Below are 22,483 nucleotides of genomic sequence, written 5' to 3'. Positions count from 1 at the left end.
GTATTCAATAAATTACGCAAAGTACGTAAAGCAGCTTAATTTAGCGAGTGGTGCACTTCGGAGTTGAATTCGCGCCTAATTAAAAAACGTAAATAAAAACCCCAGTTACAATGACTGTAAGTGGGGTTTATGAACGACAAAAGTTATTTCGTCAGCTATATCTATTTACTGAATTAAGTGTTCTATTTTAGGGTGAGAGCGCTTGGAACTAACTGGGTAAGAATTATACTGCTTAGTTGTTCTAAGAGAGCTTTGAACCGAGTTAGCCGCCAATTTACGCCTTCAGGTTGAGGCAGCGCCAAGACAAAATAGGTCTTATACTTCCAAGTAATCCAAAATACCTTCAGCGGCGTTTCTACCTTCAAAAATAGCAGTAACTACTAAATCAGAACCTCGAACAGCATCACCACCAGCAAAAATCTTTGGGTTACTTGTTTGATGAGTAAATGCACCTTTTTCTGGTGCCACAATACCACCCCAGTGATTTATTGCCACATCATATTGCGCTAACCAATCAAGGTCATGAGGTTTAAAACCAAATGCCATGATCACGGCATCAGCTTCCAGTATGTGCTCTGAACCCGCTACAATTTCGGCACGTCGTCGGCCATTGGCATCGGGTTCACCCAGCTGCGTATTGACCATTTTTACACCACTTACTTTACCAGTATCGTCAACTTCAATACCCACAGGTTGCAGGTTAAATTTAAACTCCACCCCTTCTTCTTTGGCGTTTTTCACCTCACGTACAGACCCTGGCATATTCTCTTCATCACGGCGGTATGCGCAAATGACAGATTGTGCGTTTTGCCTAACTGAAGTTCTCACACAGTCCATTGCCGTGTCACCGCCACCTAACACAACAACACGTTTACCAGCCATATTTACATAGCTATGCTGTGTTTCGTCATAGCCCATGACGCGATTGGTATTGCCAATCAAAAAAGGAAGCGCTTCATAAACACCATCGGCATCTTCATTTTCCAGATTGCCCTTCATGCTTTGGTATGTCCCGACTCCTAAAAATACGGCATCGTACTGTGACAATAGCTCGTCCATTGAGATATCTCGACCAACTTCAGTGTTGAGTTTAAACTCTACGCCCATTTCAGTGAAAATCTCACGGCGGTTTTCCATAACCGACTTTTCTAATTTAAATGACGGGATCCCAAAGGTTAGCAACCCCCCAATTTCAGGGTTACGGTCATAAACTACGGCTTTGACACCATTGCGAACCAAAATATCAGCACAACCGAGCCCAGCTGGCCCTGCCCCAATAATAGCTACTTTTTTGTCTGTCCAAGTGACATAGGATAAGTCTGGTTTCCAGCCTTGTGCAAACGCTGTATCAGTAATGTACTTTTCAATATTACCGATAGTGACAGCCCCAAACTCTTCATTAAGTGTACATGACCCTTCACAAAGTCTATCTTGTGGACAAACTCGACCACATACCTCGGGCAAACTGTTGGTGCGATGAGATAACTCTGCAGCTTCAATAATCCGGCCTGTACGGATTAGTTTAAGCCATTGTGGAATGTAATTATGTACCGGACATTTCCACTCGCAGTAAGGGTTTCCGCAATCTAAACAACGGTCTGATTGTGAATGTACTTGTTGCTCTGAAAACGGCTCATAGATCTCAACAAAAGATTGCTTACGTGTAGAAATAGGCTTTTTTCGCGGATCTACACGTTGTACATCGATAAATTGGTAAACGTTCTCGCTCATTGCTCTCTCCTACTGCGCCTGAATTCGTAGCTCAGCGCTACTACGCGCTCGGTGGCCAAGTAAACTATTTAGATCGCTCGACTTTGGCTTTACCAGTTTAAACATAGGTAAATACAACTCAAAATTAGCTAAGATCTGCTCAGCTCGGGTTGAACTGGTTAAATCTAAATGCTCTGCAATTAAACCGCGTAGATGCTCTTGGTGCGATGCCAGCGCTTTGAGGTCGACCAACTCGACCAACTCAGGGTTGATGCGCTTATCAAAATCACTCTCTTCGTCAAGTACGTAGGCAAAACCACCGGTCATACCTGCCCCAAAGTTAACGCCAACTTGACCAAGCACACACACCACGCCTCCCGTCATGTATTCACAACCATTATCACCAAGGCCTTCGACGACGGCTTGTACACCTGAATTCCTCACCGCAAAGCGCTCTCCAGCGCGACCTGCTGCAAATAACTTACCGCCTGTTGCACCATACAAACAGGTATTACCGATAATTGCGGCTTGATGTGAAGCAAAACTAGAGCCAACCGGCGGGCGAATAACCAACTTACCACCAGCCATACCTTTGCCTACGTAGTCATTTGCATCTCCCACCAGCGTCATTTCAAGACCACCCGCATTCCAAACTCCAAAAGATTGTCCCGCAGTACCATGTAGCTCAATAGCTACCGGATCAGCGGCCATACCTTGATTACCATGTTTACTGGCTATATAGCCTGATAGCATCGCACCAATTGCTCTATCTGTATTGGAGATCCGGCTAACCAACGAGGTACCTGTCATATCATCTATTGCTGATTTCGCCTTCTCAAGCAAGCTTTCGTTTAATGCACCACTATAGTGTGACGGGTTAGTATGCGTGCAATATAAAGCTTCATTTGATGGATTATTTGGCTTCGCTAATAACGGAGTTAAATCTAACTTTTTCTGCTTCGCTGTATTCCCTTCAATCACATCAAGTAAATCTGTCCTTCCTATTAAGTCTGTTAATTTAGTAACACCAAGCGATGCCATAATTTCGCGCGCTTCTTGTGCAATAAACTTAAAGTAGTTCATCGCCATTTCAGGCAGGCCGTGATAATGTTTTTGACGCAACGTATCATCCTGTGTTGCAACACCCGTTGCGCAATTATTAAGATGACAGATCCTGAGATATTTACAGCCGAGTGCAACCATAGGACCTGTACCAAAACCAAAGCTTTCTGCACCAAGAATAGCGGCCTTGATAATATCTAACCCTGTTTTTAGACCACCGTCGGTTTGCAGCCTGATCCGGTGACGTAAACCATTTTCAACCAATGCTTGTTGAGTCTCTGCAAGTCCCAGTTCCCAAGGACTACCTGCATACTTCACTGATGTCAGTGGACTTGCCCCTGTGCCGCCATCATAGCCCGCTATGGTAATAAGGTCGGCATATGCCTTGGCAACACCAGTCGCTATGGTGCCGACACCTGGTTCTGAAACCAGCTTGACCGAGATCATCGCCTCTGGATTTACCTGCTTTAAGTCAAAAATCAGTTGTGCTAAGTCTTCAATAGAGTAAATATCGTGATGTGGTGGCGGCGAAATCAAAGTAACACCTGGAACTGAATAGCGAAGTTTCGCGATGTAAGGCGTCACCTTTTCACCTGGTAGCTGACCTCCCTCCCCCGGTTTTGCGCCTTGAGCCACTTTAATTTGAATAACATCAGCAGAGCGCAAATAATGCGGCGTCACGCCAAACCGCCCAGACGCAACTTGCTTGATGCGGGAATTCTTTTCAGTGCCAAAACGGAGCTTGTCTTCGCCCCCCTCACCAGAATTTGAGCAGCCTCCCAGGCGATTCATAGCAATAGCTAGCGCTTCGTGCGCTTCAGGAGATAATGCACCGATACTCATTGCTGCGGAGTCAAAACGCTTATAAAGCTCTGTTGCTGGTTCCACTTCCTCAAGATCGATTGAGTTCTGTTCCGTTTTGAGCTTTAACATATCTCGTAAATTGGTGACGGGACGATTATTTACAAGCTCTGCATATTTTATATAGTCCTGATAATTCCCCGAACGCACCGCTGTTTGTAACGTTTGTACAACATCTGGATTGTAGGCATGGTACTCACCACCATGTACGTACTTTAATAGACCACCATGTGATAATAACTTGCGTCTACTAAACGCGAGTTTGTTTAGCTGTTGTTGTTCTAATGCAAAATCATCAAAACATGCACCTTTAATACGGTTTGCAACGCCGTTGAAGCACAACTCTACCACTTCATCAGACAAACCTACGGCTTCAAATAACATCGAGCAACGGTAGGATGCAATTGTACTGATCCCCATTTTCGACATGATTTTGTATAAACCTTTATTTATAGCGCCACGATATGACAGTGTAACTTCCCGATATGATTTTTGAATGACCTTCTTGTCACACATATCAACCAGTGTTTCATATGCTAAATAGGGATAAATTGCGGTGGCACCAAAGCCTAGTAATACAGCAAATTGGTGGGGATCTCGAACACTGCCGGTTTCAACAATGATATTTGCATCACAACGTAGGTTTTCATTCACCAAACGTTGTTGTATTGCCCCCACAGCCATAGCAGCTGGTATAATGTGTTTTCCAGCTGCTATGTCTCGGTCGGTTAAGATCAACATAACGCAACCACTACGTGCTTTTTCTGTTGCTTCCTTACAAACTCGTTCAATAGCTGCGCGCAAGGACTCCTCTGCATTATATATTAATGAAATTTTGCAAGCGCAATAATGGTCATCATCTGCATGCAGCAATTGCTGCATGTCAGAATACGTTAACACTGGAGAAGCAAATTGTAAGCGTTTAGCGTGACCTGTAGTCTCGTTAAAAACGTTTTGCTCTCGGCCAATACAGGTAGCCAAAGACATAACATGATTTTCACGCAGCGGATCTATGGGCGGGTTTGTAACTTGCGCAAATTTTTGTCTAAAGTAATCGAAGATTGAGCGGTGCCCCTCAGACAAAACAGCAAAAGGTGTATCATCTCCCATTGAGCCTGTTGCTTCTTGGCCATTTTCACCCATCACACGAATAACTTGATCTAGCTCTTCATTTGTGTAACCGAACTGCTTTTGGTACGTTACCAAGGTCTCATCATCTAGATCGCGTTTACCTGATGCTTGCTCATCTAACGCTTCAAATGGCGTTAACCGTTTTACATTTTGCTCAAGCCAAGTCTTATAGGGGTGTCTGGATTTCAGATCTTGATCGATTTCATCGGGCTGCCAAATCTTGCCATGTAAAGTATCGACCACCAATAACTCACCTGGTCCTACACGGCCTTTTTCAATGACTTCGTCAGGTGCATAATCCCAAATGCCCACTTCAGATGCGAGGGTAATAAACCCATCTTGAGTGATCACATAGCGCGCGGGTCTTAGGCCATTACGGTCGAGGTTGCAAGCAGCAAAACGACCATCTGACATCACTATCCCAGCGGGGCCATCCCATGGCTCCATGTGCATAGAATTAAAGTCATAGAATGCGCGAAGATCTTCATCCATAGCGCGGTTTTTCTGCCATGAGGGAGGCACAAGCATACGCATTGCTCGAAACAGATCCATCCCACCCGCTAAAAACAGCTCTAACATGTTGTCTAAGCTAGAGGAATCAGATCCAGTCTCATTGACAAACGGCGCTGCCGTTTGTAAATCAGGTAATAGCGGTGAAGCAAACTTGTAGGCCCGAGCACGCGCCCACTGACGATTGCCTTGAATTGTATTAATCTCACCATTGTGTGCTAAATAGCGAAATGGTTGAGCCAAAGGCCATCGAGGCTGAGTATTGGTTGAGAAGCGTTGGTGAAATACGCAAATAGCACTCGTCATACGGATGTCAGCAAGATCAGAATAGAAGTTAGGTAAATCCACTGGCATCATCAAGCCTTTATAGATAGTCACCAAACCAGACAAACTGCAAATATAAAATTGCTCGTCCTGCTCCAACCTTTTTTCAATCCGACGCCTCGCAATATAAAGGCGTCGCTCTAAATCTTTAGGACGCCAACCTTCTGGCGCACCGATAAAAACTTGCTTAAACTCAGGTAATTGTGCTTTGGCAATAGGGCCAAGCATGGATGGATCAGTTGGTACTACACGCCAACCAATCACCGTCAGTGTTTCTTTTTCTAATTCTTCACAAATGACTTTTTCTGCCGCTGCTGCTAGCGCTTCATCTTGATTTAAAAATATCATGCCAACCGCATAGTTTTTACCTATGTGCCACTCATTTTCGGCAGCAATAGCTCGAAAGAAGCTATCTGGTTTTTGCAACAATAATCCACACCCATCACCTGTTTTGCCATCGGCAGAAATACCACCACGGTGCTGCATACGGTCTAAACCAGTTATGGCTGTTCGGATCAGTTTATGGCTCGGCTGTCCGCTCACATGCGCAATCAAACCAAACCCACAGTTATCTTTTTCTAATTTTGAGTCATATAGCATAGACTCCTCCCCTTGCTACAACGGCCAGCCCATGACGGTACGACGAAATGCTGGCAGATACTCAAAATTAGCCTTGATTGAAAGTAGAGTCAACACAAAAATGAATACATATTCATTAAGTTGAATATTTCTCATTGGTAATACAAGTTGCCCAAATCAATCAAAATTTATCATTTTGAAAATATTGAATATAAATTTGCAAAATGACACCGGTATCAAGAAGTGTGTAATGGCCACAAGATCCTCACAGGTAAACGTTTACGTAAACGTAACCAAAATTAAAATATGAATAAATATTCACACAATTACTATAAACCAAAGACTGGCTAACAAGCACTACATGAGAATGGCTATATAAATATGCAGCGGCAAACCTGTTTTAGTTGACGTACACGTCAACTAAATAAACAAAAGTTGGATCCAAATTGAAACGAGTAATTGTCTAGTGAAGGGATCAGGCGATTAATAAACGAGTAAAAGTATAAAAAGGGAGGAAGTTAACCAGAAAAGTTAGGGCGGCAGAGCCTATGCTCTGCCAGGTATGACATTATTCAGCCGCTGCATCATCTTTTTTATACTTAGCAGCTGTTTCTGAGATTAGTGGTTGAAGCTCACCTTTTTGGAACATCTCAATAATGATGTCACAACCACCAATCAGCTCACCTTCAACCCAAAGTTGTGGAAAGGTAGGCCAGTTTGCATAATGCGGTAGCTCTGCACGAATATCAGGGTTTAGTAGTATATCTACATACGCAAACTGCTCACCGCACGCCATCAAAGCCTGAGATGCTTGCGAAGAAAAACCACAGTTAGGGAGTTTAGGAGACCCTTTCATATAAAGAATAATTGGGTTTTCTTCGATCTGTTGTTTAATCTTATCAATAGTTTCCATTAGTTACCTCAAAATGACGTTTTTCCGATATTTATGTACAGCACGCTAATATCGGCACTTTAGCTTGCTACTCACTATTACAACACACATTAGTAAACCACTACGCCAGCCGCACGATAGGTTAGAAGCAACGGTATAGCGCCTAAACTGAGCTCATTTATTGCCCATGTGAAGGCTGCTATTTGGCATCGGTTCACAAAGAATATGTATTATAAGTCATTAAGTCACTGGCACGCATTGCTGTTTGCCAAAACTTGAGTAAAATAGTCAGGAATTATAGTATCACTATAAAAGCCAATGGTATAGAAAAGTGGGCTAATGTTAGCTTGCTTTCGTATGAGTTGTTGGCAAATCAACCAAAAAAATGGAGATTAATATGGCATTTGAACTACCGTCACTACCTTATGCACTAAACGCACTTGAGCCGCACATCTCTCAAGAGACGTTAGAATTCCACCACGGCAAACACCACAACACTTATGTTGTAAAGCTAAATGGTTTAATTGAAGGTACTGACTTCGAAGGTAAATCACTAGAAGAGATCGTTTGTAGCTCTGAAGGTGGTGTTTTCAACAATGCTGCTCAAATCTGGAACCATACGTTCTACTGGCACAGCTTAGCACCAAATGCAGGTGGCGAACCAACAGGTAAAGTTGCGGAGCTAATCAACGCGAAATGGGGCTCATTTGCTGCGTTCCAAGAAGCTTTTAATGACAAAGCGGTAAATAACTTTGGCTCAAGTTGGACTTGGTTAGTTCAACTTGCTGACGGCTCTTTAGATATCGTAAATACTTCAAACGCAGCTACGCCGCTGACTGAAGAAGGTGTTACACCAATTATCACAGTTGATCTTTGGGAACACGCTTACTATATCGACTACCGTAACGTCCGTCCTGAATACCTAAAGGGTTTCTGGGCACTTGTTAACTGGGACTTTGCAAACAGCAACCTAGCTTAACATCAACTATCATCATTGATGCAATAATGAGGGTGCTAAGGCACCCTTTTTTGCGCCTGTAATTCAACATTAATACATAAAAAATCTAGTTTTTTTTGGGTATTATTCATATCACGACTAAGCTTTAAGTAACCTTTCCTAATCTATGATCCGCAATCCATACAAGGTAGCTTACTGGAGGTCGTTATGACAATATTTGAACATTATCAGGCCAGATATGAAGCCGCGCAAGAAGAAGAGTACACTATCGCGGAATTTCTTGAAATTTGTAAAAATGATAAATCAGCCTATGCCAGCGCCCCAGAGCGACTATTAATGGCGATTGGCGAACCGGAGATGATTGACACATCTAAAGATGCGAGGCTAAGTAGACTGTTTTCCAATAGAGTAATAGCAAGATACCCTGCATTTAACGAGTTTTATGGCATGGAAGACGCTATTGAACAGATAGTCTCTTATCTCAAACACGCAGCCCAAGGGCTTGAAGAGTGTAAGCAGGTGCTCTATTTACTCGGTCCTGTTGGTGGGGGTAAGTCTTCTATCGCCGAGAAATTAAAATATTTAATGCAAAAAGTACCGGTGTATTCGCTAAAAGGCTCACCAGTTAACGACCACCCACTTTGCCTGTTCAGTCCTCAAGAAGACGCTGACTTGTTAGAAAAAGAGTACGGAATCCCTACCCGCTATATTAAAACTATAATGTCGCCATGGGCTACCAAACGCTTACATGAGTACAACGGTGATATTACTAAATTCACTGTTGTAAAGCGGTATCCATCTATACTTGACCAAATAGCCATCGCTAAAACAGAGCCTGGCGATGAAAACAACCAAGACATCTCAGCGCTAGTGGGTAAAGTAGACATTCGTAAGCTTGAACACTTTGCTCAAAATGATCCTGATGCCTACGCATATTCAGGTGCACTTTGCCTTGCAAACCAGGGGTTAATGGAGTTTGTTGAGATGTTTAAAGCCCCCATCAAAGTGCTACACCCGTTATTAACTGCAACTCAGGAAGGAAACTATAACGGCACGGAGGGTATTTCTGCACTTCCCTTTAGTGGGCTGATCCTTGCGCACTCTAACGAATCTGAATGGCAAACCTTCAAAAACAACAAAAATAATGAAGCGTTTTTAGACCGCGTTTATATCGTTAAAGTGCCTTATTGCCTACGCGTATCAGAAGAAGTAAAAATCTACGAGAAGCTCATAGAAAATAGCGAATTGCGGCAAGCTCCATGTGCCCCTGGCACGCTAGAAACTTTAGCTAAATTTTCGGCACTGTCGCGGATTAAAGAGCCTGAAAACTCAAGTATTTATTCCAAAATGCGAGTGTATGATGGAGAGAGTTTAAAAGATACAGATCCCAAAGCTAAGTCTTATCAAGAGTATCGTGACTATGCGGGAGTAGATGAGGGGATGAACGGTCTCTCCACTCGATTTGCGTTTAAAATACTTTCACGCGTCTTCAACTTTGACCACAGTGAAGTTGCAGCAAATCCAGTTCATTTGTTTTATGTATTAGAGCAACAAATAGAGCGAGAGCAATTTAACGCAGAAGTTCAGGAGCGTTACTTGAGCCACTTGAAAGGCTATCTTATTCCTCAATATGTTGAGTTTATTGGTAAGGAATTACAAACAGCATACCTAGAATCGTACTCTGAGTATGGACAAAATATATTTGACCGTTATGTAACCTATGCAGACTTTTGGATCCAAGATCAGGAGTACCGAGATCCAGACACTGGTCAGTTGTTTGACCGCGCAGCATTAAATGCAGAACTTGAGAAGATCGAAAAACCCGCGGGTATTTCAAATCCAAAAGATTTTCGAAATGAAATCGTCAATTTTGTCTTGAGAGCCAGAGCCCACCATAATGGTGATAATCCGGTATGGACTAGCTATGAAAAGCTAAGAACCGTTATTGAGAAAAAGATGTTTTCTAATACAGAGGACTTACTTCCTGTTATTTCATTTAATGCAAAAACCTCGGCTGAAGACCAGAAGAAGCATGAGGATTTCGTCAATCGCATGGTTGACAAAGGCTATACCCAAAAACAAGTTCGCTTACTCTCTGAATGGTATTTAAGAGTAAGAAAGTCTCAGTAACTTGTAAGCATTAAAGAGGGTGTTATATGGCGCATTTTATTGATCGCCGTCTTAACGGCAAAAATAAGAGCACTCTGAACCGCCAGCGTTTTATCCGCCGCTACAAAAAGCAGATAAAAAAGGCGGTATCAGAGGCGATTAACAAACGAAGTGTGACTGATGTCTCAAGTGGCGAAAGCATTTCTATTCCACAAAGAGACATTAGCGAACCTACTTTCCATCAAGGTAAGGGGGGAGATAGAGAGCTTATTCACCCTGGTAATGATCAATTTTCTACAGGTGACAAAATTCAGCGCCCGCCTTCCGGTCAGGGAGGTGGTGGTGGTGAGGGCGAGGCAAGTGACCAAGGGGAAGGCCAAGACGATTTTGTTTTCTCTATTTCTAAAGATGAATATTTAGATTTATTGTTTGAAGATTTAGAGCTGCCTAACCTGCAACAGAGTCAGTTGGATAAACTGATGCAAATGAAAACACATCGGGCGGGCTTTTGTAACGATGGTATGCCAAGCAACTTAGACATTGTACGAAGTCTAAAAGGCTCTATGGCACGACGCATAGCTATGACATCAAGCAAAAGGCGCGAATTAAAAGAGTTAGAAGAGGAATTAGCCAATTTGTTAGCTGAGCCGGTGCCTCCGCAACAAAAGATAATTGATATCGAGCAACGTATTGAAATATTGAAAGCACAAATTGCTGCGGTGCCTTTCATCGACAATTACGATCTGCGTTTTCGTAATTACGAGCGACGCCCCCACCCCACCAGCAAAGCGGTTATGTTTTGCTTGATGGACGTATCTGGTTCTATGGATCAAGCGACCAAAGATATGGCAAAGCGTTTTTATATTTTGCTATATCAGTTTTTAACCCGAACATATAAAGATATAGAGGTGGTATATATCCGCCACCATACTCAAGCCAAAGAGGTGGACGAGCAAGAGTTTTTCTATTCGCAAGAAACGGGGGGTACTATCGTCTCAAGTGCACTGAAGCTAATGGATGAGATTATTCAAGAACGCTACGCGCAGGGCGACTGGAATATATACGCAGCACAAGCTTCAGATGGCGACAATTGGGCAGACGATTCGCCGCAATGTACTCAAATACTTTCAAGTAAACTGCTCAAAACTGTACGGTATTATGCTTACATTGAAATAACGACCCGGGCGCATCAAAGCCTATGGCGAGAGTATCAAGGAGTAGCTAATGCCTTTGATAATTTTGCTATGCAACACATTCGAAGCGTAGAGGATATTTACCCTATCTTCAGAGAGCTGTTCAAAAAGAACAAAGATAAGCAAAGCGCTGCATAATTTTGGGAGGTTGTGCGATGACCTATAAGCCAATAGACGATGGTCCTGATTGGACTTTTGATTTACTTGATACTTATCATCAAGAAATTGCTCGTGTAGCAGAGCATTACAGACTAGATACCTACCCTAATCAAATTGAGGTGATCACGGCCGAACAAATGATGGATGCGTACTCCAGTGTCGGTATGCCTATTGGTTATGCGCATTGGTCCTACGGCAAAAAATTTATTCAAACAGAACAAACTTACAAACGCGGTCAAATGGGACTGGCGTATGAAATTGTGATCAATTCAGATCCCTGTATCGCTTACCTTATGGAAGAAAATACTTTGCCGATGCAGGCGCTGGTTATGGCACACGCTTGTTATGGGCATAACTCATTCTTCAAAGGTAATTATTTATTCAAGACATGGACGGACGCGTCGTCTATCATTGACTATTTAGTATTCGCAAAAAACTATGTCGCTAAATGCGAAGAAAAGTACGGCATAGACGAAGTAGAAAACCTGATTGACTCTTGCCATGCGCTGATGAACTACGGCGTTGATCGTTATAAGCGTCCACAACGTATATCTATGTTTGAGGAGCAGAAGCGCCAACAAGAACGTGAAGACTATTTACAGTCTCAGGTTAATGAACTTTGGCGCACAATACCAAAAGGCGAAGATCAAGAAACACACGACCGTCCACGCTTCCCAACGGAGCCTCAAGAGAATATCTTATACTTTATTGAGAAAAATGCCCCACTACTTGAGTCATGGCAACGTGAAATAATACGTATTGTTCGTAAAGTATCACAGTATTTTTATCCTCAAAGACAAACCCAAGTTATGAACGAAGGCTGGGCAACATTTTGGCATTACACCATATTGAACCACCTATATGATGAGGGAAAATTAAGTGATTCCTTTATGTTGGAGTTCTTACAGAGCCATACCAATGTAGTTTACCAGCCCCCTTACAACAGTAAATTTTACTCTGGTATTAATCCGTACGCATTGGGCTTTAATATGATGGTAGATATTCGTCGTATTTGTGAAAACCCGACTCAGGAAGATAAACAATGGTTCCCTGAGTTTGCAGGAAGCAATTGGCTGGATACTCTGCACTTTGCGATGCAAAACTTTAAAGATGAGAGCTTTATTAGTCAATTTTTATCACCAAAGCTGATGCGTGACTTTAAACTTTTTACTATTGTTGACAAGCAAAAATCACCGCATCTAGAAGTTGGTGCTATCCATGATGAAATGGGCTATCAGCAGCTTCGCAGCGCACTTTCTGCACAGTATAATTTGAGTAATCATGAACCAAATATTCAAGTCTACGATGTTGATATCAGAGGTGATAGATCGCTAACTCTTAGATACATCCCACAGGGTGGGATCCCACTTGCAGGGTCGAAGCAAGAGGTGATAAAGCACCTTTATCGCTTATGGGGGTTTAAAGTTCGCCTTGAGCAAGTTGATGAAACGGGTAAAGTAGAGCAAATCGCACAATGTCCAGAAACCGAAGGTGAATGATACTTGGCTTATCGGTTTGTTCAATTAAGTGGTGTGTTTAAGGCGATAACACCACTTAATTTCACCTCCATAAAGAGAGCACTAGGTTTTATTAAAGACAAAGGTAAATAGGTAAGCAGCTGGCTTTATACTCCAAAGCCTGAGCATGTTGTGAACTTACTTGTTTTTTTAAAGTTCGCCTTAAGCCTTAATCTTGCTCTAGCCTAAGGATGTTAACTGCCCTTTCCTTTTCACCTCACGACTCGATGCCAATAGCGAAGAAGGCGCCATAGTCTTGGTTTTTATGGCAGCATCTCAGGTTAGGACTCGTCTTAGGACTCGCCGTCCATTTCCTCTGAATAAACGGTTACCTTATTCCTTCCACCTTCTTTTGAAACGTACAGTGCGCTATCAGCGGCTTCAATCCACTGCTCATGCTTGTCAAAAGTTTCTTTAAAAGCTGCAACGCCTAGGCTCACGGTAATTTTTATCTGTTGCTCATCGTAGTAAATAGACGAATTTTCTATTAGTGAACGCAGTCTTTCTGCAAATGTAACCGCACCTTTGACGTCAGTATCGAGTAAAGTAACTGCAAATTCTTCACCACCATAACGTCCTGCGGTGTCCGTTTCTCTGAGGGTTTTTCGCAACAGATCGGAAATGTGGCGAATAGCCTCATCTCCTCCGCTATGCCCATATTCATCATTGATGCGTTTAAAGTGGTCAATATCGAACATTAGCAATGCACTTTGGCCTTGACTGCGCTTCAGCCTTTTAAACTCCTGCTTGAGAGTTTCTTCCCAAAACCCACGGTTATGCAACTGAGTTAGACTATCCGTGCGGCTGATCTTTTCTAACTGTTTATTTAATGACTCTAGCTCTAGTTTATTGATTGCTTCGTCAGTTACGTCGTAAATGATCACACAGATATGACCGACATCACCAGTGACGGTTGTCAGTGGAATAAAGGTGGCATTTTGATACATATAGTCCGCTTTACCCGTAATTGGCCTATAGTTTCTAAAGCGAAATATGTAAGGTTGCTGCTCCCAAATGGTGAAAGAGCGATTTTTAAGTACAAAAACGGGCTCTGCTTTTGAACGAAACCATTGCTCATCAATACTTGGAAACAAGTCGAATATATCTTTGTCTTTTACAGCGCTTGGTAATAACCCTGAATGATTCTCCATAAAACCATTCCAGATACATACCTTGTAGTCACGGTCGAGCACCACGAGGCCAACATCTACGGTGTTAAACATATCCATTAACCAATGGATTTCATTCATGTCAAAATCGGCTGCTGGCATAGTTAATCATCCAATAAGTAGGCTACTTTATATTTTAGGGTTTTCAGCGAGTCTTCCGTGAATAATAGCATCAAATCGCAATTTATATTATGGTTTTCAATGCCATAACTTATCTCTATTGCTAACGTTCGTTGCCACCTTGCCTTGTTAGCCTTTACCAGCTCAGCAACATCACAATGCTGCCCGAGCACCACTGGATGCCCCTGACTAAATGGCATATCAAGCTGCTTTGATAAACCAGTAAGAATGGCACCAATCAAGATATTACTAATGTCCATCAACAGCTCTAACTCAACTTTTGTGTTCAACTCCCCATGGTAATTCATCAAAGAAGCGATTTCCTTAAAACTAGAGTCATTTAGCAATAGCAACGCCTCACCGGAAACACCACCGCCAATAAAACCTTGGCAAACTCCAGATGTCGTTGCGCTAGCATCTATGGCTTGTAAGGCCATGTGAAGCTCGTTAACTTCTAACACGTTGACATTCGGAATAGGTAATTCAACAAAGACGTTGAGTAACCTCGCTAGCAAATCACCGGCTTGACCCATGGCGACATTCGTTAATTCTTGATAGATATCACGAATTTCAGGGTCTATCTGCTCGCCAAGCTTATGAACCAAACTTTCTCTGATTGCTTTGTCTTTTATACCATGGTGCTCAATGATTTCAGCAAGTTTGGCGGCATCACAGGGCTTGCGGATAAAATCTATCGCCCCCAGCTCAATCACACGCTGATGAGCATTAGGCTGAATATCACCAGACACCACGACGGTAAGCACGGAGAGATCTTGTTCACTGATCGCTTGCAGCACTTCATAGCCATCCATTTGCGGCATGTTTAAATCTAAGAAGAGTATCTCCGGAGAAAGCGCTTCAATTTGTTTGATACAGTCAAGTCCGTTCTCCGCAAATTCCACTTTAATATCCCAGTCATCTGGCAGCGAACGCGCCAACTGCCGACGGGCAAGTTTTGAATCGTCACAAATTAGGACTAATGTAGACATACAAGCTCTCTTTCTGTTTCCCATTGCATATCGGCAATGTGCAGGGAAGGTTTAATTATATTTATGAGATAAAAGCTTAAAATTGCGACACATGTTAATAAAACAACGTCATTTTTACAATCTAAATGTCACTTAAGCTTGGTTCCTTACTGTCAGTATAATACACTCAAATCAATTAAGTTAACTTCAAAAGGAATACTTTATGCTCAAAGCGTTAGTTTTGGCGAGTAGCCTGTTTAGTGTGGCATCTTTTGCCTATGATTTACCTGAAAATACTGTCGATATGGGCAAAGTAAAAGCGCAAGGTAAAGCCGTTGTTTTACTTGGTCGTGGGGTTGAAACCGGTCAAGCTGCACCTGATTTTAAAGTCGCTGATGCTGACTTTACTCCGGTCACATTGGCTGACTTTAGCAATCGTGCGGTATTAATTAGCGTCGTACCAAGCCTAGATACAGGTACATGCAGTTTACAAACTAAACATTTCAATGAAAAAGTAGCGAGTCAATTCCCTGATGTCGCCATGTTGACTATCAGCGCCGACCTCCCTTTTGCACAAAAGCGCTTTTGTAAAGCTGAAAATATCGACAAAGTAAAAACATTATCTGATGCTGTATGGCATTCATTTGGTGAGAATTATGGCTTGCTCATCAAAGATATGGGGTTACTTAGCCGTGCTATCTTTGTACTCGATAAAGAGCATAAGGTGGTTTACAAGCAATTAGTTGAGAATTTGGCGAAAGAGCCAAACTATGATGATGCGGTATCTGCGTTGCAAGCCCTTTAGCCTGCTACTTTATAATTACTGAGTTATTGACATAAAAAAGGCCGGACACTGTATCAAGATGTCCGGCCTTTTTCCTCATCAAGCTAAGATGTTAGCATTCAGCTTAATTAAGTGGTCTATTTTTGTAGATCTAACATGAGTTTGTTCAAACGGCTAACGAAGCCTGCCGGGTCTTTCAAGCTGCCACGTTCAGCTAACATAGCTTGGTCTAGCAGTACTTCAGCCCACTGACCAAACTTGTCTTCGTCTTGCTCATTATTTAAGTGCTTAACTAATTGGTGTTCTGGGTTAAGCTCAAATACAGGCTTAGACTCAGGAACAGCTTGGCCCACTTGCTCCATTAGCTTTTGCATTTGCGAGCTCATGTCGTTGTCATCAGCTACCACACAAGCTGGAGAGTCTGTTAGACGATGCGTGAAGCGAACTTCTTTTACCTTATCACCAAGTACGGTTTTCACACGTTCAACTAGACCTTCAACTTCTTTTTCACTTTCCTCATGTGCCTTCTTAGTTTCTTCATCATCCATATCACCAAGGTCTAAGTCACCACGAGTAATTGATTGAAGTTGCTTCTCGTCAAACTCAGTCATGTGGCTCATCATCCACTCATCAACACGGTCGCTCAATAGCAACACTTCAATCCCTTTCTTACGGAAGATTTCAAGGTGAGGAGAGCTTTTCGCTGCTTCAAAGCTGTCAGCCACAACATAGTAGATCTTGTCTTGGCCTTCTTTCATGCGCTCAATATACTGTTCAAGCGACACATTTTGCGTCTTTTCGTCTGTATGTGTAGAGCTAAAACGCAGTAATTTTGCAATGGCTTCTTTGTTTGCAAAATCTTCTGCTGGGCCTTCTTTAATTACATTACCAAACTCATTCCAGAATGTTTGATAGTCTTCTGGTTTGTTTTTACCCATACGCTCAAGCATTTTGAGTACACGAGACGTACAGCCCTTACGAATAGCTTGCGTGATCTTGTTATCTTGTAGGATTTCACGAGATACGTTAAGTGGCAAATCGTTAGAATCTAATAAACCTTTAACGAAACGTAAGTAGCTTGGCATAAACTGTTCAGCGTCATCCATGATAAATACACGCTGTACATACAGTTTAAGACCGGCCTGACGTTCACGGTTGTATAAATCGAATGGCGCTTTTTTAGGGATATAAAGTAAGCTAGTGTACTCGGTTTTACCTTCTACTTTATTGTGAGCCCATGAAAGCGGTTCTTCCCAGTCATGACCAACGTGTTTGTAGAATTCTTTATACTCTTCTTCACTGATCTCAGATTTGTCACGTGTCCAAAGTGCTGTCGCTTTGTTAATTGCTTCCCACTCGCCAGGCTGCGCTTCGATTTTTTCACCGTCAGGACCTTCTGACTCAGGAACTGGGTCTTTGTAAAGTTCTACCGGAATAGAAATGTGGTCTGAGTATTTAGTCACTATACCGCGTAGACGATACGTTTCTAGGAACTCACTTTCTTCTTCACGTAGGTGTAGTGTGATTTCTGTACCACGTTCTGCTTTTTCAACTTCAGCAATGGTAAAGTCACCTTCGCCTTGTGATTCCCACTCAACCGCTTGAGACTCGCCAGCTTTACGAGTACGTACAGTCACCTTATCAGCGACAATAAATGCTGAGTAAAAACCAACACCAAACTGGCCAATCAATTGTGAATCTTTTGCTTGATCGCCCGTTAGGTTTTTAAAGAAATCGGCTGTGCCTGATTTTGCAATAGTACCTAATGAACTGATCACTTCATCACGCGTCATACCAATCCCATTGTCTGAAATGGTGATGGTTTTAGCATCTTTATCAGCGCTAAGGCGAACACGTAGCTCTGCATCGCCTTCGTAAAGGTCGCCATTTTGCAATGCAAGGTAACGTAGTTTGTCAGCCGCATCTGAAGCGTTAGATACTAATTCGCGTAAAAAGATCTCTTTATTTGAGTATAAAGAGTGGATCATTAGGTTTAGTAATTGTTTGACTTCTGTTTGAAAGCCTAATGTTTCTTTTTGAGCTGCGGACATTGTTCTCTCCAATATAAGCAATTAGTGCAGTGTTCTAAATCATTATGCTAGCTATATGGGGGGAGAGAACAAACTTTCAAGAGACTAAATTAAATTTTTAACATGCAGCCCTGCTTTTTTGTGAGTTTGCTTAAAAACAGAACAATAAAAATAGTTTATAGCTTTTTACGACCGCTAAACGCGTGCATTAATGTCATCCCATCAACTAAATCAAGCTCACCACCAACCGGCATGCCATGAGCTATACGTGACGCATCAACACCATATTTGTGGCAAAGTTCTGAGATGTAATGTGCCGTTGCTTCGCCTTCAACCGTTGGATTGGTCGCTAAAATAACTTCGTTAATGTTGCCGTCATTGAGTTTGCGCTCTAGCACATCTAAACCAATTTCATTTGGGCCAATACCATCAAGCGGTGATAAGTGACCCATTAATACGAAATATAAACCACTATATTGCCCTGTTTGCTCGATTGCTAGTACATCTGTTGGCGACTCAACGACACAAAGTAGACCTGTATCTTGGCGCTTTATACTCAGGCATATATCGCAAATATCAACCTCACTAAAGGTACGGCAGCTGTTACAGTGGCCAATAGCCTGCATCGCATGACTCAAACACTGTCCTAATTGCGAGCCACCTTCTCTATCTCGCTCCAATAAATGAAAAGCAATACGTTGAGCAGATTTAGGTCCAATGCCAGGTAAACAACGTAGCGCTTCGATAAGCGCGGTCAGACTAGGTGATAATTGCATAAATGAGCTTCTCGTAGCTTGTTCGGTGCACATGCACCTTTAATAATGCCGAGATGATAAGGGATATTCATACTGATTTAAAGCGCGGCACGAAAAGCAGCAACGGCAAAACCTCAATCCCAAGCAATTTTTGCTTTAATAAAATCATTCGCCTTGAATTAACCACCAATTCAGCTCAAATGCTTGCAGCTGAGACATAATCACCGGACAATGGTAGCATTCCCGAAAGTAGTAACATTTAGCTGCAAAAAGGGCTGACTTCTCGACATAATCATAGAGAGCTAATAATGAAAAAAACAATTATCGCAAGCACCATAGCTGCCATTATGCTAACAGCATGCTCGGAGCAAAAGGTATCAACAAGTCAATCAAATACACCAGCCGAAGCAACAATCACAACTGAAAAAGCAGAATTAGGCACGTTTGGCGTAGACTTAACAGCCCGTGATGAAAGCGTAAAGCCTGGCGATGACTTTTTTATGTACGCCAGTGGTACATGGTACAATAACTATGAAATGCCAGCAGATAAGACACGCTACGGTGCCTTTACCGCGCTTGCTGAACGCAGTGAAAAGCAAGTCAATGCTATCATTGAAGATATTGTTTCTCGAGAAAACCTGAATGCTCAAGAGCAACTCATTGCCGACTTCTACAACGCATTTATGGATGTTGAAACGCTTAATAAGCTTGGAATCACGCCAATTCAAGGTTTATTAGATGAGATTAAATCAATTGACAACACTGATGGCCTAATAAAAACCTTTGGTCAAGCTTGGTTAACTGGTGCCAATTCACCAATTGGTGGTGGTATGTGGTTCAACCGCCTAGACCCTAACAAATATGAAATGTCGATGGGAGCTGGGGGTTTAGGTTTACCTGATCGCTCATATTATTTAGAGGATGCCCAGCGCTTTGTTAATACTCGTGCAGAGTACATTAACCACATTGCCACTATGCTTAAGTTTGCAGGTCTAGACAATACCACAGAGCGAGCACAAGCAATACTTGCTCTTGAAACTAAAATGGCAGAAGGCCACTGGCCACGTGAAAAGCGTCGTAACCGCGACCTCACCCTTAACCAAATTAAGCGTGAAGACTTAGCAAAAGAATATCCTGGGTTTAACTGGGATCTATACTTTGAGCAAACGGGTTACCAAGTACCACAACTTAACATGTCTCAGCCTGATCCGATCAAAGCAATGATTGATCTTGTCAACAAAGAAGATTTAGCGGTATGGAAAGACTACCTGACTTTTCACACCATCAGTGGAAATGCTGGATTGCTATCTGAAGAAATTTTTAATGCCAATTTTGAGTTTTTCGGTAAACATTTAAGCGGCCAACAAGAGCCTCGCCCTCGTTGGAAGCGTGCAGTAAGCCAAATGTCAGGCACACAGTCATTAGGCTTTGCAATTGGTAAAGTGTACGTAGATAAACACTTCCCTGAGTCATCAAAAGAGCAGATGTCTGAGCTAGTTGAAAACCTGCGTAAAGCACTAGGTGAGCGCATTGAAAATCTTGACTGGATGAGCGCAGAAACAAAAGTTAATGCACAAGCAAAACTCGCAGCATTCGTGCCTAAAATTGGTTACCCTGATGTATGGCAGTCATTTGAAGGGCTAACACTTAAGAACAATGATTTAGTTGGCAATGTTCAAAATCTACGTCAATTCTTCAGAAACGACAGTGTGGCGAAAGAGCTTGAAAAAACAGATCGCAACCGCTGGGGTATGACACCGCAACGCGTTAACGCCTATTACAATAGCTCATTCAATGAAATTGTTTTCCCTGCGGCAATCTTACAACCGCCATTTTTCGACCCGAACGCCGATCCGGCAGTAAACTACGGCGGTATCGGTGCAGTGATCGGTCATGAAATGGGACATGGTTTTGACGACCAAGGTTCTAAGTCTGATGCAAAAGGTATTCAACGTAACTGGTGGACTGATGCTGACCGCGCTGCATTCGAAGCAAAAGCTGACAAGCTCGCTGCGCAATACAGCAAGTACGAACCTATCGAAGGCAACTTTGTAAATGGTCGTAACAGCCTTGGTGAAAACATCGGCGATGTTGGTGGCCTAGCCATGGCTTACCATGCGTACAAGCTTAGCCTCAATGGTAAAGAAGCGCCTATCATCGATGGCTTAACTGGTGATCAGCGCTTCTTCCTTGCTTGGGCACAAGTATGGAAAGAAAAGCGTACTGAACAAAGCATGTTAAACCAGCTGCGCGCAGGCACTCACGCTCCTGGCCGCTTCAGAGCGTTAGCACCTCGTAACCATGATGCTTGGTACAAAGCATTCGATGTGAAACCGGGTGATAAACTATATCTAGCACCAGAAGAGCGCGTCCGTATCTGGTAATTGGCCAAACTGAAACTTAATAACCTGCCGTCACAGGCAGGTTATATTAGACACGCTTGGGCTTGGTGATATAAGCCGCGAGGAGCCCACTTAAAAAACCAAAAATATGGCTAGAACTACTCGTTTGAGCAGAGAAGTCAAACAAGGTCGCTAAAAAACTTATATTGGCATAGTAAGTCAGCACCAACAGCGTTACAAAGCTCACGATCCCAAGAATGTCTCGATTAAACAGTGCAGCCCCTAGCAATAAGCCAAAGTAACCCATTACGATGCCTGATGCGCCAATGTGATTGGCATTTCCAGCAAACAGCCACACCAGCAGCCCTGTCGCAACCACAATAAAAAATGTTGAACGCTTGAACTTAGGTAATCTCGCAGCCAAATAACCACTGATACTTAGCCCCAGTAAATTACTCATCAAATGCCCCCAGCTACCGTGTACAAAAGGTGCGGTAAAGACACTACTTAAATGGTGAATATCATGAGGCACAATCCCAAATCGATAGACGGGGAAGCCAAAAAGACCACCTAACACCTGTACAACACACATCACCGCCATAGCGTACAAAACTAGCTTAAAATTGGGCGGAAAAATCAAGGCGTATTTACTCATCTTACTTCCGTAACAGACAAAAATAGCGCCCTATTAGGCGCTATTTCTGATTAATTTGCAAACTTAACCAATTGCGTTTACAGCCTTATACTCATCAAACGGCCGACTTATTATAAATTAAGACAAAGCCAATGGGAGAAACGAAATAATATATTAACTTTTATAAATTCGGGAATCTCCATAGGAGCGCTCATGAGCTACTTCATCCTACCCGAGGCAATTATCTAGACCCCTATCTTGGTAAAGTAGATTGAGACTTTTATCTTACTTGTCGTAACGTTACTAAGCTCATCTTTTTGTACATGCGCTGACACATAAGCGCACATCAACCCTTTTCCCTAGCTCCAGTAGACTACCCTTTTAGACCATTCAACATATCTAACACTACTCGTGCAAACTGAGCCGCTTTCGATGGGTCAGACAACAACTGCATCATCTGTTCTTGATGGGCTGCACTGCTATCTAAGGTGAACAATAATAAACCAAGCAATAAACCAAGGACAATAAACCAAGGATAAGGACAATAAACCAAGGACACCCACCTCTAATTTGGGACAATAAACCAAGGACACCCACCTCTAATTTGTGCCTTTTTTAAAAGTCGGCTACGCTTTAACTCTGCACTCAAGGATTGAGAGAAACAAGCGATGGCGAC

Annotated in this window: 15 protein-coding genes; 6 read left to right on the top strand and 9 right to left on the bottom strand. The window is 42.6% G+C overall.

Features of this window, described 5'->3' with window-relative positions; genetic code table 11:
* Nucleotides 1-315: 315 nt before the first annotated feature.
* The 3 genes from HUZ36_RS21110 to HUZ36_RS21100 all read right to left on the bottom strand — a co-directional run bounded on the left by HUZ36_RS21110 (nucleotide 316) and on the right by HUZ36_RS21100 (nucleotide 7,090).
* Nucleotides 316-1,731, bottom strand: a complete 1,416-nt coding sequence (locus HUZ36_RS21110; protein ID WP_128730483.1) for an FAD-dependent oxidoreductase — start codon at nucleotides 1,729-1,731, stop codon at nucleotides 316-318.
* A gap of 9 nt (nucleotides 1,732-1,740) precedes the next feature.
* Nucleotides 1,741-6,198 carry a glutamate synthase large subunit gene (gene gltB / locus HUZ36_RS21105; protein ID WP_176033903.1) on the bottom strand — a complete coding sequence of 1,486 codons (4,458 nt, stop codon included), beginning with the start codon at nucleotides 6,196-6,198 and terminating at the stop codon, nucleotides 1,741-1,743.
* 547 nt (nucleotides 6,199-6,745) lie between these two features.
* Entirely contained in the window at nucleotides 6,746-7,090 is a 345-nt protein-coding gene (locus HUZ36_RS21100; protein WP_125252464.1) for a Grx4 family monothiol glutaredoxin, read from the bottom strand.
* A gap of 376 nt (nucleotides 7,091-7,466) precedes the next feature.
* On the opposite strand from HUZ36_RS21100, the gene HUZ36_RS21095 reads away from it, so the two are divergent.
* The 4 genes from HUZ36_RS21095 (at nucleotide 7,467) to HUZ36_RS21080 (ending at nucleotide 12,987) form a co-directional block, all read left to right on the top strand.
* On the top strand, nucleotides 7,467-8,048 hold the full coding sequence (locus tag HUZ36_RS21095; RefSeq protein ID WP_125252463.1) for a Fe-Mn family superoxide dismutase: 582 nt from the start codon (nucleotides 7,467-7,469) through the stop codon (nucleotides 8,046-8,048).
* A 186-nt stretch (nucleotides 8,049-8,234) separates the two neighbouring features.
* Nucleotides 8,235-10,157, top strand: coding sequence for a PrkA family serine protein kinase (locus tag HUZ36_RS21090; RefSeq protein ID WP_125252462.1), 1,923 nt, complete (start codon nucleotides 8,235-8,237; stop codon nucleotides 10,155-10,157).
* A 26-nt stretch (nucleotides 10,158-10,183) separates the two neighbouring features.
* Entirely contained in the window at nucleotides 10,184-11,467 is a 1,284-nt protein-coding gene (locus HUZ36_RS21085) for a YeaH/YhbH family protein (protein WP_125252461.1), read from the top strand.
* A gap of 17 nt (nucleotides 11,468-11,484) precedes the next feature.
* The gene (locus HUZ36_RS21080) at nucleotides 11,485-12,987 is read left to right on the top strand and encodes a SpoVR family protein (RefSeq protein WP_125252460.1); all 1,503 of its coding nucleotides are present in this window, start codon (nucleotides 11,485-11,487) and stop codon (nucleotides 12,985-12,987) included.
* 311 nt (nucleotides 12,988-13,298) lie between these two features.
* Here HUZ36_RS21080 and HUZ36_RS21075 read toward each other — a convergent pair whose 3' ends face one another.
* Nucleotides 13,299-14,276 carry a sensor domain-containing diguanylate cyclase gene (locus HUZ36_RS21075; RefSeq protein WP_125252459.1) on the bottom strand — a complete coding sequence of 326 codons (978 nt, stop codon included), beginning with the start codon at nucleotides 14,274-14,276 and terminating at the stop codon, nucleotides 13,299-13,301.
* A 2-nt stretch (nucleotides 14,277-14,278) separates the two neighbouring features.
* Nucleotides 14,279-15,283, bottom strand: coding sequence for a response regulator (locus HUZ36_RS21070; RefSeq protein WP_128730487.1), 1,005 nt, complete (start codon nucleotides 15,281-15,283; stop codon nucleotides 14,279-14,281).
* A 202-nt stretch (nucleotides 15,284-15,485) separates the two neighbouring features.
* Between HUZ36_RS21070 and tpx the strand changes: the two genes are divergently transcribed.
* Nucleotides 15,486-16,067, top strand: coding sequence for a thiol peroxidase (gene tpx / locus HUZ36_RS21065; RefSeq protein WP_125252457.1), 582 nt, complete (start codon nucleotides 15,486-15,488; stop codon nucleotides 16,065-16,067).
* Between the two features lie 116 nt (nucleotides 16,068-16,183).
* On the opposite strand, the gene htpG is transcribed toward tpx, so the two are convergent.
* The gene (gene htpG, locus HUZ36_RS21060; RefSeq protein ID WP_176033902.1) at nucleotides 16,184-18,097 is read right to left on the bottom strand and encodes a molecular chaperone HtpG; all 1,914 of its coding nucleotides are present in this window, start codon (nucleotides 18,095-18,097) and stop codon (nucleotides 16,184-16,186) included.
* Nucleotides 18,098-18,252: 155 nt separating this feature from the next.
* Nucleotides 18,253-18,852 carry a recombination mediator RecR gene (recR, locus tag HUZ36_RS21055; protein WP_125252455.1) on the bottom strand — a complete coding sequence of 200 codons (600 nt, stop codon included), beginning with the start codon at nucleotides 18,850-18,852 and terminating at the stop codon, nucleotides 18,253-18,255.
* Between the two features lie 287 nt (nucleotides 18,853-19,139).
* Here recR and HUZ36_RS21050 point away from each other — a divergent pair, with 287 nt between their 5' ends.
* Nucleotides 19,140-21,215: a M13 family metallopeptidase gene (locus HUZ36_RS21050; RefSeq protein WP_176033901.1), complete on the top strand. Its 2,076-nt coding sequence runs from the start codon at nucleotides 19,140-19,142 to the stop codon at nucleotides 21,213-21,215.
* Nucleotides 21,216-21,261: 46 nt separating this feature from the next.
* Here HUZ36_RS21050 and HUZ36_RS21045 read toward each other — a convergent pair whose 3' ends face one another.
* The gene (locus tag HUZ36_RS21045; protein WP_176033900.1) at nucleotides 21,262-21,828 is read right to left on the bottom strand and encodes a rhomboid family intramembrane serine protease; all 567 of its coding nucleotides are present in this window, start codon (nucleotides 21,826-21,828) and stop codon (nucleotides 21,262-21,264) included.
* A gap of 352 nt (nucleotides 21,829-22,180) precedes the next feature.
* A complete protein-coding gene (locus HUZ36_RS21040) occupies nucleotides 22,181-22,360 on the bottom strand; it encodes a hypothetical protein (RefSeq protein WP_176033899.1) in 180 nt (59 codons plus the stop codon).
* Between the last annotated feature and the right edge of the window lie 123 nt (nucleotides 22,361-22,483).

Source organism: Pseudoalteromonas sp. McH1-7, assembly GCF_013366255.1.
GTDB classification, from domain to species: domain Bacteria; phylum Pseudomonadota; class Gammaproteobacteria; order Enterobacterales; family Alteromonadaceae; genus Pseudoalteromonas; species Pseudoalteromonas peptidolytica.
The sequence above is the reverse complement of the archived record's forward strand: the minus strand, read 5'-3'. Positions and strand labels throughout refer to the sequence as shown.